The organism is Burkholderia sp. JKS000303, from assembly GCF_002563755.1.
GTDB lineage: Bacteria > Pseudomonadota > Gammaproteobacteria > Burkholderiales > Burkholderiaceae > Burkholderia > Burkholderia anthina_B.
Genome location: NZ_PDBZ01000001.1, coordinates 2,829,161 through 2,844,988 on the forward strand (window position 1 = coordinate 2,829,161; position 15,828 = coordinate 2,844,988).

Consider the following 15,828-nt stretch of genomic DNA (forward strand, 5'->3'; position numbering starts at 1 on the left):
TTGTCCTTCAACCTGTCTGGAGAAATCACGATGAACGTCGTCAGGAAAACCCTCGGGTGTATCGCGCTGGCGGGCGTCTGCGCGGGTCATGCGGTCGCGCAGGAACCGGCAACCTGCCGCGCCGTGCGGTTCGCGGATATCGGCTGGACCGATATCGCCGCGACAACTGCACTCGCGTCGACCGTGCTGTCGAGTCTCGGCTATCAGCCGACCAAGACGATGGCGTCGATTCCGATCGCGCTGGCCGGGCTCAAGGCGCACCAGATCGACGTGTACCTCGGCGACTGGCGGCCGTCGATGGATGCGACGAGCGGGCCGTTCGTGAAGAGCGGCGCCGTGAAGGTGCTGGATCGTCCGAACCTCGTCGGCGCGAAATACACGCTCGCGGTGCCGGCGTATGCGTACGACGCCGGTCTGCGTTCGTTTGGCGACATCGCGAAGTTCGCGGACAAGCTGCAGGGCCGCATCTACGGAATCGAGCCGGGGAACGACGGCAACGAGCTGATCCGCAAGGCGATCCAGGGCAACCAGTACGGGCTCGGCAAGTTCAAGCTGGTCGAGTCGAGCGAGGCCGGCATGCTGGTCGAGGTCAAGCGCGCGATCCGCGATCATGCGTGGATCGTCTTCCTCGGCTGGGAACCGCATCCGATGAACCTCGACTTCAACATGCGCTATCTCGGCGGTGGCGACGCGCTGTTCGGCCCGAATTACGGCGAGGCGAAGGTCTATACGATGACGGCGCCCGACTACGCGGCGCGCTGCCCGAATGCGGCGAGGCTGGTCGCGAACCTGCAGTTCACCACCGACATGGAGAACGAGGTGATGAAGGCGATCGCCTCCGGCCAGCAGCCTGACGTCGCGGCAAAGGCGTGGCTGCAGCAGCATCCAGGCGTGTTGAAGGACTGGCTGGCCGGCGTCACGACGGCCGACGGACACGATTCGCGCGCGGCGCTCGACGTCGCGCTGAATCTTCACTGAGCGTGCAGCGTGCATCGGGTGCGCCGCGGCTCGTGCCGGCGCGCGCGATGCCGAACGGGCACCTGTCGGAGCAAACGACGATGAACGAGAACCAGACCGGCCGGCTGGCCGGCAAGGTCGCCGTGGTGACGGGCGCGGCGAGCGGAATCGGCAGGCACATCGCGCTGCGATTCGCGCGCGAGGGCGCGCGTGTGATCGCGACGACGAGCCGCAACGTCGCGCAGCTCGACGCGACGTGCGCGATGGCGCGTGACGGCATGATCGTCGGCAGGCAGGCCGACGCGAGCTCGGCGGAGCAGGTCGGCGAGCTGGTCGACTTCGTGGAGCGCGCGTTCGGCCGGCTCGACATCCTGTGCAACAACGCGGGCGTGATCCGCGAAGCGACGCTCGTCGACACGACCGAGGCGGACTGGGACGCCGTGATGGACGTGAACCTCAAGGGCGTGTTCCTCGGCTGTAAATACGCGATTCCGGCGATGATCCGCAGCGGCGGCGGCTCGATCGTCAATCTCGGCTCGACGAGCAGCTTCGTCGGCGAGCCGCTGCATGCGGCCTACTGCGCATCGAAGGGCGGCGTGCTGATGCTGACCCGCTGCGTGGCGATCGAGCATGCGAAGGACCGCATCCGCGCCAATGCGGTGTGCCCGGGCTGGATCGACACGCCGATGAATGCGCCGTTCATCGACGCGCTCGGCGGTCGGCAACGGATGGATGCGCTGCTCGACGCGGTTCAGCCGCTCGGGATGGGCACGCCGGAGCAGGTCGCCGACGTCGCGCTGTTTCTCGCGTCCGACGAAAGCAGTTTCGTCACCGGCACGTCGGTTCTCGTCGATGGCGGATTGACCGCCAGGTAACGTGTGTCGATGGACGATTCGCGCCACGTCGCGCGAATCGTCCGTGCGTTCGTTCGGGCGCGCGAGCATGTGGTCGCCCGCGCCGCGCATCGCTACCACGCATACGACGGCGATTCGTCATCGAGAATCGCGCGGAGTTCCGCCAGGTGCTGCTCCGCGAAGCCCGCATAGTCGTCGCGCCACTGGATCATCGTCTTGCGCGCGACCTGTTCGGTCGCGATCTTCAACGGCTGGCCGGTTTGCAGCGCGCTCACGTAGGTCTCGCATGCGCGCTCGAAGTAATACAGGTCGTCGAACGCCTGCGCGACCGACGACGCGGCGACGATTACGCCGTGCTGGCCCATCAGCAGCACCGGCTTGTCGCCGAGCGCGTCGGCGACGCGGCACGCTTCGTCGCCGAGCCCCATGCCGTCGAATCCGGTATCGACGGCGACCCGTTCGAAGAAGCGCATGCAATTCTGGTCGAGCGGCGGCAGCGTGGGCTGCGCGAGGCACGACAGCACCGTCGCGTATTTCGAATGCACGTGCAGCACGCAGCGTGCATGCCGATGACGCTTGTGGATTTCCGAATGGAGCGCCCACGCGGTGAGGTCGGGCGCGTCGTCGCGGCGGATCGTGTCCGCATCGTCGGCATCGACGAGCAGCAGGTCGCTCGCGCGCACCCGCGAGAAATGACGTCCGCGCGGGTTGATCAGGAATTGCCGGTTGTCGTCGGATACGGCGGCGCTGAAGTGGTTGGCGATCGATTCGTGCATGCCGAGGCGCGCGGTCCAGCGGAACGCGCACGCGAGATCCGCGCGTGTCGCGCGATGCGTCTGGTCGGGTTGCGTGGCAGTGAGCATGTCGGGTTCCCGTGTCGGTGGAGATCAGAACCAGCGTTGCGGGCTGGCTTCGAAGTTGACGTACGCGTGCTTCAGTTCGGTGTATTCGTCGAGGCCGCTGCGCGACAGCTCGCGGCCGATGCCGCTGGCCTTGTAGCCGCCCCACGGCGCGCCCGGCAGTGTCACGTTGTAGTCGTTGACCCACACGGTCGCCGCCCGCAACCGGCGCATCACGCGGTTGGCGCGCGCGAAGTCGCGCGTCCACACCGCGCCGGCGAGGCCGAACGGCGTGTCGTTGGCCAGCGCGAGCGCGTCGTCCTCGCTGTCGAACGTCTCGACGGTCAGCACCGGGCCGAACACCTCGTCGCGCGCGATCGCCATCGTCGTGCGCACGTCGGCGATCAGCGTCGGTTCGATCCAGAAGCCGGTCGCGAACGCGTCGCCCGCGGGCGCGCGGCCGCCGCATACGATGCGCGCGCCGTCGCGTGCGGCGTCGCCGATCAGCGCCAGCACGCGATCGCGCTGCTGGGCAGAAATCACCGGGCCCATCCGCGTGGCCGCGTCGACGCCGTGGCCGAGCCGGATCGCCGCGATGCGTTCGGCGAGCGCATCGACGAAGCGGTCGTGCAGCGCGCGTTCGACCAGCAGGCGCGAGCCGGCCGAGCACATCTGCCCGGCGTTGAAGAACGCGGCGTTCAGTGCGTAGTCGAGCGCCGTGTCGAAATCGGCGTCGGCGAACACGATGTTCGGGTTCTTGCCGCCGAGCTCGAGCGACACGCGCTTGAAGTTCGTCGTGGCCGCGCGCATCACGCTGGCGCCGGCCGCGTTGCTGCCGGTCAGCGAGATCAGGTCGACCTCGGCGCTCGACGCGAGCGTGTCGCCCACGTCGGCACCGCCCGTCACGAAATTGAGCACGCCGCGCGGCAGGCCCGCGTCGTGCGCGAGTTCGACCAGGCGATGCGTGGACAGCGGCGTCAGCGACGCGGGCTTGATGACGACCGTGTTGCCGGCCACGAGCGCCGGCGCGAGCTTCCATGCGGCCTGCAGCAACGGGTAGTTCCAGGGCGTGATCAGCCCGCACACGCCGACCGGCTCGCGCAGCGTGACGCTGAGCGCGTGCGGTTGCGTGGCGTTGACGCTGCCCGATTCGGTGACCGCGAGGCTCGCGAAATAGTCGAAGGCCGCGGCGGCGTCGTGTACGTCGGACGCCGATTCGACCAGCGTCTTGCCGGTGTTCGCGGTCTCGATGCGTGCGAGCGCCGGCGCTTCGTTGCGCAGTGCTTCGGCCAGCGCGCGCACGCAGGCCGCGCGTTCGCCGACGGACCGACGCGGCCACTCGCCGTGGTCGAACGCGGCGCGCGCCGCGCGAATCGCGTGTTCGGCATCGGCCGTCGTGCCGTACGACACGCGTGCGATCGTTTCGCCGGTGCCGGGATCGACGATGGCACGCTGTCCGCCGGCGGCGGCGGGTTGCCACGCGCCGTCGATATAGAGCTGTTTGATGTGCATGGAGCAGGTTCCCGGAAGTCAGTGGATACGCGTGCATCGCCCGGATGCAGGCGGAACGCGAGCCGACTATAAGGGGCGTGCGCGGCCCGCACTTGATGGATTGCGACGGCGCGTGACGCACCGTGGCGACGCGTGCGGGGCAGAGGGGGCGGCATTGCGACCCTGCGGAAAGCGACAGTGAGATGTCGCTTTTCATCAAGTATCGACACGCGGCGGGCGGCACAGTCGGGGTTGAACGGATGGCGCATCTGATACGCGCCGCCTACGATTTCCCGCCAAGCGGCCGCTGTGTCCGGCCGGATCGAAACTGCAATGACTTTACGGAAACTGCCTTTGCCGGCCGCGCCGGCGGCCGCGTACACGCCGCGCCAGATCGGCTTGCTCGTCATGCCGCAGTTCTCCCATCTGGGGCTCGCGCTGCTGATCGAGGCGATGTCGCTCGCGAACTGGCTCGGGCAGCGCAGGCTGTACGAGTGGACCGTGCTGTCGGTCGACGGCGAACCGGTGCAGGCGACCAACGGCATGTCGACGCCGACCCGGCCGATCGGCGACCAGCGGGGCGCATTCGCGACGATCTTCGTGGTCGCGAGCTTCGAGGCGCAGCAGCACGGCAAGCACCGTGGCGTGAAGACGTGGCTGCAGAACCAGATGGCGTTCGGCACGCAGATCGGCGGCGTCGAGACGGGGACCGAACTGCTCGCTGCAGCCGGCCTGCTGCACGGGCGGCCGTCGGCCGTGCACTGGGACAACGTCGAAGGGTTTCAGGAGGCGTATCCGAAGGTCGGCGCGACCACGCGGCTCTACACGATCGAGCCGCGCCTGATCACGTGCGCGGGCGGCACCGCGATCATCGACATGATGCTCGACTGGATCGGCCGCGAACACGGCGCCGAGCTCGCGCGCGAGATTGCGCGGCATCTGCTGCATGCGCGGCCGCGCGGCGCGGACGAGGCGCAGTTGTCGGATCGCGAAGCGGAGCCGGAGGCGATGTGCGCGTCGGTCGCGAAGGCGATCCGGCTGATGCGCGAGTCGATGGCGGAGCCGATGTCGTGCGAATTGCTCGCGCAGGAGGTCGGGCTATCCAAGCGCCAGCTCGAGCGGCAGTTCAAGCGGCATACGGCGACCGCGCCGCTGCAGTACTACCTGAGCCTGCGGGTCGCGACCGCGCACCAGTTGCTGCAGCAGACGGAGCTGAGCGTGTCGCAGGTCGCCGCGGCGACCGGCTTCGAATCGATCGAGCATTTTTCCCGCGTGTACAAGTCGCGGTTCGGCTGCCCGCCGAGCCGCGATCGCCTGCAATCGTGGGGCGCGCCGGTGATGCGTCATCCGGTGCCGGCGGCGTAGCGCGCCGCGGCCGTGCGACCGGCGTCACGCGAAAGCGGCCGAAACGGGCACGCATGACGGAACGATTTCACCGGATAACGTATCAGGGCGACGCGTTACCCGGCGACGCGTCGTCCATCCGTTTGTTCCGAGGATTGGGCCGGACCGGCTTACGCGTTGTGCTTGCCGTCCATCTCCGCGCGCAGCCGTGCTTCCTGTTCCTGCAGCTCCGGCGTGAATTCCGCGCCGAAGTCTTCCGGCGAGAAGACCTGGCGGATTTCGATGTCCGACTCCATCGGCATCGGGTTCGGGCAGCGCTTGACCCATTCGACGGCTTCTTCCATCGACTTCACCTGCCACAGCCAGTAGCCGGCGATCAGTTCCTTGGTTTCGGCGAACGGGCCGTCGATGACGGTGCGCGCGTTGCCGGAGAAATGCACGCGCTTGCCGCGCGAGCTCGGGTGCAACCCTTCGCCGGCGAGCATCACGCCGGCTTTCACGAGTGCCTCGTTGTACTGGCCCATCGCGGCCAGCAGTTCGGTATCGGGCATCGAGCCCGATTCGGAAAAGGCCGTTGCCTTGACGATCACCATGACGCGCATTGTGGTTGCTCCTTGGATGAGAGAGGGTCGGGGCCTGTCGGTCGCCGCGGCGGCCGGCAGGGGATGTCACGGGTACGACGGACGAACCGGCGGGAAATCGACATCGCGATCGAAAAAAAAGCGGCCGGTGCGTCTTGCGCGTGAATCAGACGCCGGTCAGGCGGCGCCGCATCGCGTACAGCGTACCGGATCCGGCGCCCGATACGATCCAGTGCGCTCGCCGGTCATGTGTCGTACCAGCCCGTGGCATAGGGGTCGTATTGCTCGTTGTTGCTGGTCGGCCGGATGGCCCATAGATATTTGCTGCCGCCCACCTTGCCGATTCTCAGATTGAACGCGTGTTGTACTTCCGCGTCGTAGGTCCGTTGACCCGCGTATTTCTTTTCGCGTTGGCGGTTGAACCACGGCAGGCACTGGTGCTTTTCGATGAACGCGTCGATCAGGTCGGCTTCGACATACTGGCAGAGATTCGCGTCCTTTTTCCGGACGCAGTCCGCGACCCGGACTTCGATTTCCGCGTTCGGGACGGCCACCAGCAATTCCGCGATCCACTTGGCGTGCGCGTACAGGCGGGTCGCCGCATTGCCTTCGCCGATATAGATGACTGGCGAGAATTCACCGCCGTACGCGATGGCGACGTCACCCTTCAGCCGGACGACGTACACGCATTGACTCGGCTTGTCGAGTGTCGGGAACTGGGCGGTGAGCCGATGCCTGACGAGGACGACCGCCTCCTCGGTGTCGATGCCGGTGAAGCCGAATTTCACCGTGATCGGGTCGCGCCAGCGGATGTGCGTGGTGGTGACGAGCGTCATTTCCGTGAATGGTTCTGATTGGCATGTGAGGGTGTGAGACTGGCGCGACGCCTGGTCGGCCAGCGCGTGACGATCTTACCCGCGTGCCGGACGCGTCGCCTGGAAATCGCGATGCCGCTGCGTCGGTGCAGCCCGCGCCGGAGCGCCGGTTCAAAACTGGTATGCTGACCGGCATGACATTCGTACGGAGGGCGCCATGGCAGCGAAGGAAGTGTCGAAGAAGAAGTACCTGAAAATTCTGAACAAACGCTTGCGCGCGGAGCCGGATGCACCGGCCGGCGCGTCGTTCGTGTTCTTTCCGCTCGGCGCGAAGGCCAAGCATGCGACGGGCGTCGTGTCCGGCGAGCCGCGCAACAAGCGCGAGCTTGCGCTGATGGCCGCGGTCCAGAGCAAGGCGGCCGACGAATTCGTCGTCACGGGCGCCTGAGCGCGCCAGCCGGCCGCGCGCCGCGCGCTTGCGCTACGCGGTCGCCGCTTCGCAGTGGGCGATTACCCCGGCGATCACGCGCGGAATGTCGTGCGTGATCGCCGGGCCGTGCATCGGCAGGATGATGTCGAGGTCGAGCGCCTGGATGCGGCGCAGCGCGCTCGCCATGTGTGCGAGCGACGGCAGGTAGTCCGAGCGCGTGATCGAATCGAGGATCGCGGGCAGCGGGTCGTCCGTTTCCTCGTTGCCGAAGCGCATCAGGATATCCGACGACAGCAGGGCCTTGTACGCCGGCAGATACACGACGAGCGCATCCCATTGATGCACGTGCTTCGTGAAGACCGGCACGACGTCGATGCCCGACAGCGTCGTCGGCACGCCGTCCTTCAGCGGAATCGCGCGCACGCCGAACACGTCGGCGAGCCCCCACGTGCACATCGGATGGCCGTACGCGACCAGCGCCGAATTGGCCGCGAGGAAATCGGGCAGCGCGCCCATTTCGTCGGCCTCGAAGTGCGGAACGATCACGCTGCTCACCATCGACGGCGCGATGCCGACGGTGTCGAGCGCCGCGCTCAGTTGCGTGAAGTTGGAGCGGGTGCCCGTTTCGACACACAGCACGTCGCCGTGCGGCGAGCGGATGAAGAACTGGCTGAAGCCCAGGTTCAGCGTATCGACGAAGGTCGTGGCGCGAAACAGGCCGTCGCGGACGGCATCGATTCGGGAAGCGCTCATCGGGGAATCCTCTCGCAGGGAGTGGGGCCGCGCGGCCCGCGCCTGTCGGGCGCCGGCGGCCGATCTTCCGATCCAGTCTAGCAGCGGCGGTCCGGTTGCGCGAACCGGGCCGATGCCGCCGCGACTGCGCGCACCGCGTCAGTTCTTCAGCTTGTAGCCGGTGCGGAACATCCACGCGACGATCGCGAGCAGGATCGCGAGGAACAGCGTGGTCGCGGCGAGGCTGATCCACACGTGCACGTCCGCGATCCCGTAGAACGACCAGCGGAACCCGCTGATCAGGTACACGATCGGGTTGAACAGCGTGATGATGCGCCACGCGGGCGGCAGCATGTCGACCGAGTAGAAGCTGCCGCCGAGGAACGTGAGCGGCGTGATGATCAGCAGCGGCACGAGCTGCAGCTTCTCGAAGCTGTCGGCCCAGATGCCGATCACGAAGCCGAACAGGCTGAACGTGATCGACGTCAGTACGAGGAACAGCACCATCCAGAACGGATGCAGGATGTGCAGCGGCACGAACAGGCCGGCGGTGGCGAGGATGATCAGCCCGAGCAGCAGCGACTTCGACGCGGCCGCGCCCACGTACGCGATCACGATTTCCCAGTACGACACGGGCGCGGACAGGATCTCGTAGATCGTGCCCGTGAAGCGCGGGAAGTAGATGCCGAACGACGCGTTCGAGATGCTCTGCGACAGCAGCGACAGCATCACGAGGCCCGGCACGATGAACGATCCGTAGCCGATCCCGTTCACGTCGCTGATGCGCGAGCCGATCGCCGAGCCGAACACGACGAAGTACAGCGACGTCGAGATCACCGGCGCGATGATGCTCTGCATCAGCGTACGGCGCGTACGGGCCATTTCGGCACGGTAGATCGCGCGGATGCCGTGGAGATTCCAGTTGGCCATGTGCGTTACGCCCCTTGTGTGCCGTTGCGGCGGTTGTCGATCAGGCTCACGAAAATGTCCTCGAGCGAGCTCTGCGTCGTATGCAGGTCGCGAAAGCCGATGCCGGCCGCGCCGAGCGCGTTGATCAGTTTCGCGATGCTCGCATCGTCGCGCTGCGAGTCGTACGTGTAGACGAGCGCGGTGCCGTCGTCGGTGCGTTCGAGCCCGAACGGCGCGAGGTCGGCCGGCACGGCGGCCAGCGGCTGCTCGAGCTGCACGGTCAGCTGCTTCTTGCCGAGCTTGCGCATCAGCTCGCGCTTCTCCTCGACGAGCACCAGCTCGCCGCCGAGGATGATGCCGATCCGGTCGGCCATTTCCTCGGCTTCCTCGATGTAGTGCGTGGTGAGCAGGATCGTCACGCCGCTTTCGCGCAGCGAGTCGACCAGCTTCCACATGTCGCGGCGCAGCTCGACGTCGACGCCGGCCGTCGGCTCGTCGAGGAACAGGATGCGCGGCTCGTGCGACAGCGCCTTCGCGATCATCACGCGGCGCTTCATCCCGCCCGACAGCGTCATCAGCTTGTTGTCGCGCTTGTCCCACAGCGACAGCGCCTTCAGCGTCTTCTCGATGTACGCGGGATCGGGCGCCTTGCCGAACAGGCCGCGGCTGAACGACACGGTCGCCCAGACGGTTTCGAACGCGTCGGTCGTCAGTTCCTGCGGCACGAGGCCGATCATCTCGCGCGCGGCGCGATAGTGATCGCGGATGTCGTGGCCGCCGACCGTCACGCGGCCTTCGGTCGGCGTGACGATCCCGCAGATCGAGCCGATCAGCGTGGTCTTGCCCGCGCCGTTCGGCCCGAGCAGCGCGAAGATCTCGCCGGGGCGGATGTCGAGGGTGACGTGCTTCAGCGCCTGGAAGCCGGACGCGTAAGTCTTGGAGAGGTCGGAAACGGAAAGGATCGGTTGCATGCTCACGGATGGCACGGCCGGTCGGCCCGACGCCGCGCGCCGCGCGGGCCCGGTGCCGCCGCTGCGAGGCGGCCGGCTGCGGGTGCGGCATGGCGAGCGTGCGTCATGTCGAACGGCGTTGTGGTGCGGGATCGCAGGACCGCCATATTAGCAATCGGTAGATGGAAATGCATTCTGGTGGAAAGGCCGCGCGATGTCGGTGCCGGATTGGCGTCCTGTGTGTGCGCGTTGTTCAATAACACCGCGCTTTATTTGAGATATGCGAACAATCCACGTCGTTTCCGGCAACGCGGGCGCCGATCGCGTGTTCGCGGGGCGGCACGACGGCGAGGCGGCAAACTGTGCCGCCCGGACCTCGTCGCGCCGTACCGGGACGCCACGGGCGGCGCTCGCGATAATGCGTTCCTTTCACATCCCCGGAGCGACGCGCATGTCTTTGGTCGATTTCAAGTCCGTTGCGGCCGCGCAGGCCGTCGCGTGGAAGTCCACGATCGTCGGGGAAGTCGGGCCGGCCCGGATCAAGGTGTTGCGCATGGATGCGCAGCCGTACGAAGCGGAAGTGCACGACTACAACGAAGGGCTGCTGGTGCTCGACGGCCGGCTGATGCTCGAGGTCGACGCGCAAACGATCGTGGTCGAGGCCGGCCAGATGTATCTCGCGCACGCCGGCACGCACCACGCGGTGCTGCCGGGCAGCCACGGCACGCTGGCCATCATCGACGTGTAAGGTTGCGCCGCAGCATCCCTGCCGGCCGTCGCAGGCCGTCCCGCCGGGCGCTGCGGCGGATCGGCCGCGATCGTTCAAACGCGCGTTATACCGTCTCGATATTTGTCTGAGCAAAGAAAATGAAGGCCGTTTGAAAAACTGTCAAATGCCCTGCAAGCGCTAGGGTCGCGCGGCGCGGCTCGTTTGGAACTCTGCATCCATTTACTTGTGTGGATCGTCCGCTCATAGTCTCGACAAACGACGCATCACGATAACGAATCAAGCGTACGTATGGAGACCACTTCATGAGACGCCTATCCGCGGGGCCAGCGGGACTGCCGTTTCCCTGTTGTTCGCCGGACGCCGGCGCGACGCGAGTCGCGTGCGAGCGTCATCGCATTGCGTTGTCGCTGTAGCGACACGCCTATTCCGTTTTGATCGTTTGTTCCGATGGCGCCGTGCCGCATGACGGCGCTGCCGGATCGCGCTTGCCTGCCGCGGCGATTCTGATCGCATTGGCCTGATCGGCCACGCGGCGCGCGTTGCGCGCATCGTCATGCGCTGCGTGCCTGCACGACGGCGCGATACCAACCGGCGGGCCACGCAGCCCGTCCGGACGAGACTTGTCGTACCTGAAAAGGAGGGGTTGATGCTTTGTATTCCTGAATGGCGGAAGGCGGTCCTGTCGTGCGCCGTGCTGGCGTTGCCGTTCGTCGCCGGCTGCGGCGGCGGCGACGATCCGGGGCCGATCAACGTGCCGCAGTGCTCGGGCAGCGCATGCGGGTCGAGCGGCGCCGAAACGACGCCGCCCGTCGTGACGAAGCTGTGTCCGGATTCGCTCGACTACACGACGACCTACACGGGCGGCTCGGGCAGCGGCGAATACGTGAAGGTGAAGTTCGACACGACGAAGCTCACCTACCAGATGCAGTTCATCGAATCGTCGGTGCCGACCTCGGCGGGGCAGGTCAACGACACGCGCGCGGGCCTGACGATCAGCGGCGCATTCCATCATCCGACCAATCTGCCGACCGCCGAGCAGAACCGCTGCGCGTTCGTGCTCGACAACGGCGCGACAAGCGACGGCAAGTATGCGGTGACGATCAAGCGCACCGATCCGCCGATGCTGTTCGTCGGGAATGGCGTGGTCGGCGGGGGGATTCCGGGGGCGACGATCGCTTTCGACGGCATTCCGCTCGCGCCGGGCCTCTTTATCGGCACCGTGCCGTCGCGCACGTTCGATTTCTATCCGTTTATCGGCTTTACCGACACCGAGACCGATTTCGCGAAGGTGGCCGGCGTCTACAACGAGGTCGGCATTCATCTGTCGCCGACCGGCAGCAGCTATCAGACCGCAACCCCACAGGGCTGGCAGCCGGATGTCGTGAACTGGAACCAGACACTCAATGCGGACGGCACGTGCACGATCACGTCGGGCAGCGACTACTCGTGCCAGACGACCGGCACGCCGTGGACGCTGCGCAAGAACATGGACGGCAGCGCCGATAACGTGTTCGTCAGCGGCGCGAATCCGGGCATGCCCTATCCGTCGGCCGGCCAGGAGCAGCCGCTCGTGCTACTGTCGCCGACCCAGGCGCATGGCGTGATGATCGTCGGCAAGCTGAACGGCGTGCTGGTGCCGATCGTGATTCGCGTCGGCTACTCGCATGCCGACGCGAGCAACCTGCTGGCGTCGGTCGCCGACGCGGAAGTCGGCATCTCGATGCTGTCTCCCGCGCAGTCTGTCGCGGCCAATGCGCTCAAGGGCGGTTTCATCGGTGCGACGAGCGCGTCCGCATGCGGGGTGGTGACGTCCAACGGCGTGTATGGCGCACCGGGGAATTCGGGGCCGAGCTTCAATATTTCCATGCCGCATCCCGACCTGCCCGGCACGTTCAACGGCACGTTCTTCATGCCCGAGGCCGGAAATTGCACGGATGGCACCGCGGTGTCGACGATGGCCGCGAACTATACGTCCACGCTGTTCCAGGGCGCCACCGCGGCGTTCATCGACCCGCAGACGTCGTCCGTGAGTTCGCAGTTCGCGCTCGACTACACGCAGGCCACGCCCGGCAAGATCCAGGTCACGGCCACGCAGGACTTCAATACGAAGGGTCCGGACGGCAACGTGGCGATCTTCAGCAAGGGCGACACGGGCTGGCTCGTGACGGCCGGGAACGTCTACGCGATGGTCGTCAACAACAGCAAGATCAACCCGTTCTTCACGGTCGGCGCGTTCGTCCAGTGACGGCGTACTGAACACGGCACACCGGCGGCGCGCGCGTCGCCGCCGGCGAATCGAAATTCAAGAGGATTCCTATGAATGTGAAGCATTGGATGGCCGCGGCGTCGCTCGCGCCCGTGCTGGTCGCCTGCGGCGGAGACGGCGACCCGCCGCCCGCGCCGGTGGTCCGGCTGTGCCCGCAGACGATCGACTACAACACGGTGTTCATCGGCGGCTCCGGGTCGGGCGAACTGGTGAAAGTGCAGCTCGACACGACGAAGATGACGTACCGGATGACTTACCTCGCGTCGCCGGTGCCGACGACCACCGGCACCGTGCAGCCGACGCGCGACACGGCGCCGGCCAACGTGGTCGACGGCACGCTGGCGGACGAAACCGGGCTGCCGACCGTGAAGCTCAATCAGTGCACGTTCCGGATGCAGAACGCGAGCCTCGACCCGAACCGGCCGGCCCGGCTGTTCCTCGGCGAAGGCGTGCTGGGCGGCGCGATTCCCGGTGCGACGATCCAGTTCAATGGCGTGATCGGCGTCGGGAAGATTCCGCAGACGACGTTCCCGTACTACCCGTTCATCAGCTTCTCGACGCTCGAAACCGATTTGTCGAAGATCGCCGGCAGCTACAACCAGCTCGGCTACCACCAGGTGCCGTCGCAGAACTTCCAGCCGGTGGCGCTCGACCAGCAGGTGACGATCAACGCGGACGGCAGCTACGTCGAGACCGACAACTTCGGCAAGAAGAACGGCGGCCAGCCGCTTGCATCGAGCGCGACCGTGAACCAGCCGTTCACGCTGCGCCCGGATGCGCCGGCGTTCCAGTCGCTGAACTACCAGCCGCAGATTCCGCAGACGCTCGCCACGCTCGATCCGGCGAAGGCCGGCAAGGGGATCCTGATCGTCGGCAAGCTGCGCAACCAACTGGTGCCGATCTTCATCCGTACCGGCGCCGCGAACGCCGACCTCACGCAGGGCCCGCCGAGCGCGGACGACGAATCGGGCATCTCGTTCCTGAGCCCGCGGACGGCGATCGCGTCGGGTTCGCAGAACGGCGAGTACACGGGCGTCGACAGCGCGTTCAACTACCGCGCGACCGCGCTCGTCGATGCGCAGGCCACGCTGCTCGATCCGTTCAATGCGTCGCAGGCCGCGCTCACGCGCGCGCTGAACCTCGACTACACGCAGAAGGTGCCGGGCGTCGTGACGACCGTGCATGCGGATGCGGCGTCGGGGCCGGCGACCGGCAAGTTCGTGTTCACCGGTGGCGTGTTCGGGTTCCTCGACATGGCCGATACGAGCAATCCGTACTTCACGGTCGGCGCGTTCGTGCAGTGACCGCGCAGGGAAGGAGACACGATGGCGCCGCGCGCAGGTGCGCGGCGCCCGGACAGAATGAGGGGAGACTTATGAAGAAGCTGATTGTCGCGGGTGTCGTCGCAGGCGTGTCGACGCTCGCATCGGCCCAGCAGGCGGGCGACAACGTCGCGACGCTGGGCTGGCTGCACATCGTGCCGATGGATTCGACCAACGGGCTGACGACGAATCTCGCGAGCATGCCGATCAACGGGCCGCTGCGCCTGCCCGGGTCGTTCACGTCGCCGGGCACGAGCCTGACGGTCAACAACGCCGATACGGTCGGCCTCACGCTCACGCACTTCTTCACCGACCACATCGCGGTGACGTCGGTGCTCGGCGTGCCGCCCGAGTTCACGCTGACCGGGCACGGCGTGATCCGGCCGCCGGGCCCGGCCGGCGCGCTCGGCAGCGTCAACATGGACAATCCGTCGAACCAGCCGGCCGTGAAGAATGCGCGGCAATGGAGCCCGACGATCATTCTGCAGTACTACTTCAATGCGCCGACGGCGAAGTTTCGCCCGTTCGTCGGGATCGGCGTGGCGTACAGCTGGTTCAGCAACATCGAACTGAACGGCAACTTCGCGAGGGACATCAACGAGAACCTCGGCAGCGTGCTCGCGGCCGGCGCCGGCAAACCGGGGCCGACGTCGGTGGAGGGCAAGGCGTCGTCGTCGTTCACGCCGGTCTACAACGTCGGTGCCAGCTATGCGATCGACAAGCACTGGGGGCTCACGGCGACGCTGACCTACATGCCGCTGAAAACCTACTCGTCGCTCGTGATCAGCGCGGCGGACGGCACGACGCTCGCCACGACGCGCACGCGGCTGAAGGCTGATCCGCTGATCTCGTTCATCGGGATTTCCTACAAGTTCTAAGCCGTCCGGCGCGCGGCATGCGCGCTGGCGGCTTCCTGCGACCGAGCGGCCGGGCCAGTCCGGCCGGGGCGTCGCGTTCCTGGCGGCGTGCCGCCATTTGTGAAGAGAGGGGGCAGTTCAAATGAGCATTCGCACAATCGTATCGCTTGTTGCTGCAGTGGCATTCACCGCGGTGTCGGCCGCGCCTGCTTTTGCCGTGACCGTGACGCGCGCCGACGGTCAGGCCATGAACCCGAACGGGGAGCCGTTCTCCGCGACGGGCCTCACGACGCTCAGCAAGGGGACGATCAACGCGGCCTGCAACGCGACGTTCAACGGCACGATCTCCTCGATGGGCATCGTCAACATCACGTCGACGACGTTCGCCGGCGGCGCGACGTGCGGCCTGATCAGCGGGAGCGCGAGCAGCGCGTCGCCGTGGACGGGGCAGGCCGACAGCACGACGCAATTGTCGATCAACAACGCGAAGGTGACCGTTACGCTGCTCGGCGCTTGCGGGCCGAGCAAGGTGGTCACGACGTGGAGCGATCCGAACTCGTCGCTCACGTTCAACAACGCGGTGCTGACGCCGGACTGCACCGTCAGCGGCACGGTTGCCACGTCGCCGAAGTTCCACGTGCAGTAAGCGCCGTGTGATCGAGGCTGGCGCGCCCGTCAGAGACGAGGGCCGTGCAAGGATGCGCGGCGGGCAATCCGGCTTCGCGATGGCGTCGTGTCGTCGTGCGTATCG

The 15,828-nt window shown here is 66.7% G+C and carries 16 protein-coding genes; 9 read left to right on the forward strand and 7 right to left on the reverse strand.

Annotation, left to right across the window (positions count from 1 at the left end):
* The first annotated feature begins 30 nt into the window (after window positions 1-30).
* Together BX604_RS13540 and BX604_RS13545 are read left to right on the forward strand one after the other, a co-directional pair.
* Complete coding sequence (locus BX604_RS13540) at window positions 31-978, forward strand: choline ABC transporter substrate-binding protein (RefSeq protein ID WP_098551233.1); 948 nt, start codon at window positions 31-33, stop codon at window positions 976-978.
* A gap of 80 nt (window positions 979-1,058) precedes the next feature.
* Window positions 1,059-1,832: an SDR family oxidoreductase gene (locus tag BX604_RS13545; RefSeq protein WP_098552865.1), complete on the forward strand. Its 774-nt coding sequence runs from the start codon at window positions 1,059-1,061 to the stop codon at window positions 1,830-1,832.
* Window positions 1,833-1,924: 92 nt separating this feature from the next.
* Here the strand turns inward: BX604_RS13545 and BX604_RS13550 are convergent, their stop codons facing one another.
* Both BX604_RS13550 and BX604_RS13555 read right to left on the reverse strand, forming a co-directional pair.
* The gene (locus BX604_RS13550) at window positions 1,925-2,674 is read right to left on the reverse strand and encodes a class II aldolase and adducin N-terminal domain-containing protein (protein ID WP_098551234.1); all 750 of its coding nucleotides are present in this window, start codon (window positions 2,672-2,674) and stop codon (window positions 1,925-1,927) included.
* Between the two features lie 24 nt (window positions 2,675-2,698).
* Window positions 2,699-4,162: an aldehyde dehydrogenase family protein gene (locus tag BX604_RS13555; RefSeq protein WP_098551235.1), complete on the reverse strand. Its 1,464-nt coding sequence runs from the start codon at window positions 4,160-4,162 to the stop codon at window positions 2,699-2,701.
* Window positions 4,163-4,474: 312 nt separating this feature from the next.
* On the opposite strand from BX604_RS13555, the gene BX604_RS13560 reads away from it, so the two are divergent.
* On the forward strand, window positions 4,475-5,506 hold the full coding sequence (locus BX604_RS13560) for a GlxA family transcriptional regulator (protein WP_257146305.1): 1,032 nt from the start codon (window positions 4,475-4,477) through the stop codon (window positions 5,504-5,506).
* 149 nt (window positions 5,507-5,655) lie between these two features.
* Here BX604_RS13560 and BX604_RS13565 read toward each other — a convergent pair whose 3' ends face one another.
* Window positions 5,656-6,087, reverse strand: coding sequence for a YciI family protein (locus BX604_RS13565; protein WP_098551236.1), 432 nt, complete (start codon window positions 6,085-6,087; stop codon window positions 5,656-5,658).
* A 224-nt stretch (window positions 6,088-6,311) separates the two neighbouring features.
* The gene (locus BX604_RS13570) at window positions 6,312-6,902 is read right to left on the reverse strand and encodes a hypothetical protein (RefSeq protein ID WP_098551237.1); all 591 of its coding nucleotides are present in this window, start codon (window positions 6,900-6,902) and stop codon (window positions 6,312-6,314) included.
* A gap of 196 nt (window positions 6,903-7,098) precedes the next feature.
* Between BX604_RS13570 and BX604_RS13575 the strand changes: the two genes are divergently transcribed.
* Window positions 7,099-7,329 carry a hypothetical protein gene (locus tag BX604_RS13575; protein ID WP_098551238.1) on the forward strand — a complete coding sequence of 77 codons (231 nt, stop codon included), beginning with the start codon at window positions 7,099-7,101 and terminating at the stop codon, window positions 7,327-7,329.
* 33 nt (window positions 7,330-7,362) lie between these two features.
* Here the strand turns inward: BX604_RS13575 and BX604_RS13580 are convergent, their stop codons facing one another.
* The 3 genes from BX604_RS13580 to BX604_RS13590 form a co-directional block, all read right to left on the reverse strand.
* Window positions 7,363-8,064 carry an MBL fold metallo-hydrolase gene (locus BX604_RS13580; protein WP_098551239.1) on the reverse strand — a complete coding sequence of 234 codons (702 nt, stop codon included), beginning with the start codon at window positions 8,062-8,064 and terminating at the stop codon, window positions 7,363-7,365.
* 138 nt (window positions 8,065-8,202) lie between these two features.
* The gene (locus BX604_RS13585) at window positions 8,203-8,973 is read right to left on the reverse strand and encodes an ABC transporter permease (RefSeq protein WP_098551240.1); all 771 of its coding nucleotides are present in this window, start codon (window positions 8,971-8,973) and stop codon (window positions 8,203-8,205) included.
* A 5-nt stretch (window positions 8,974-8,978) separates the two neighbouring features.
* Window positions 8,979-9,923 carry an ABC transporter ATP-binding protein gene (locus BX604_RS13590; RefSeq protein ID WP_098551241.1) on the reverse strand — a complete coding sequence of 315 codons (945 nt, stop codon included), beginning with the start codon at window positions 9,921-9,923 and terminating at the stop codon, window positions 8,979-8,981.
* A 430-nt stretch (window positions 9,924-10,353) separates the two neighbouring features.
* Between BX604_RS13590 and BX604_RS13600 the strand changes: the two genes are divergently transcribed.
* From BX604_RS13600 to BX604_RS13620, 5 genes are all read left to right on the forward strand, one after another.
* Window positions 10,354-10,650 (forward strand): cupin domain-containing protein, encoded by a 297-nt coding sequence (locus BX604_RS13600; RefSeq protein ID WP_098551242.1) that lies wholly within the window; start codon window positions 10,354-10,356, stop codon window positions 10,648-10,650.
* Between the two features lie 628 nt (window positions 10,651-11,278).
* The gene (locus BX604_RS13605) at window positions 11,279-12,877 is read left to right on the forward strand and encodes a DUF2957 domain-containing protein (protein ID WP_098551243.1); all 1,599 of its coding nucleotides are present in this window, start codon (window positions 11,279-11,281) and stop codon (window positions 12,875-12,877) included.
* Window positions 12,878-12,948: 71 nt separating this feature from the next.
* On the forward strand, window positions 12,949-14,202 hold the full coding sequence (locus BX604_RS13610) for a DUF2957 domain-containing protein (protein WP_098551244.1): 1,254 nt from the start codon (window positions 12,949-12,951) through the stop codon (window positions 14,200-14,202).
* Between the two features lie 71 nt (window positions 14,203-14,273).
* Window positions 14,274-15,098: an OmpW/AlkL family protein gene (locus tag BX604_RS13615; protein WP_098551245.1), complete on the forward strand. Its 825-nt coding sequence runs from the start codon at window positions 14,274-14,276 to the stop codon at window positions 15,096-15,098.
* A 121-nt stretch (window positions 15,099-15,219) separates the two neighbouring features.
* Window positions 15,220-15,723 (forward strand): activator protein, encoded by a 504-nt coding sequence (locus BX604_RS13620; protein WP_098551246.1) that lies wholly within the window; start codon window positions 15,220-15,222, stop codon window positions 15,721-15,723.
* Window positions 15,724-15,828: the final 105 nt, after the last annotated feature.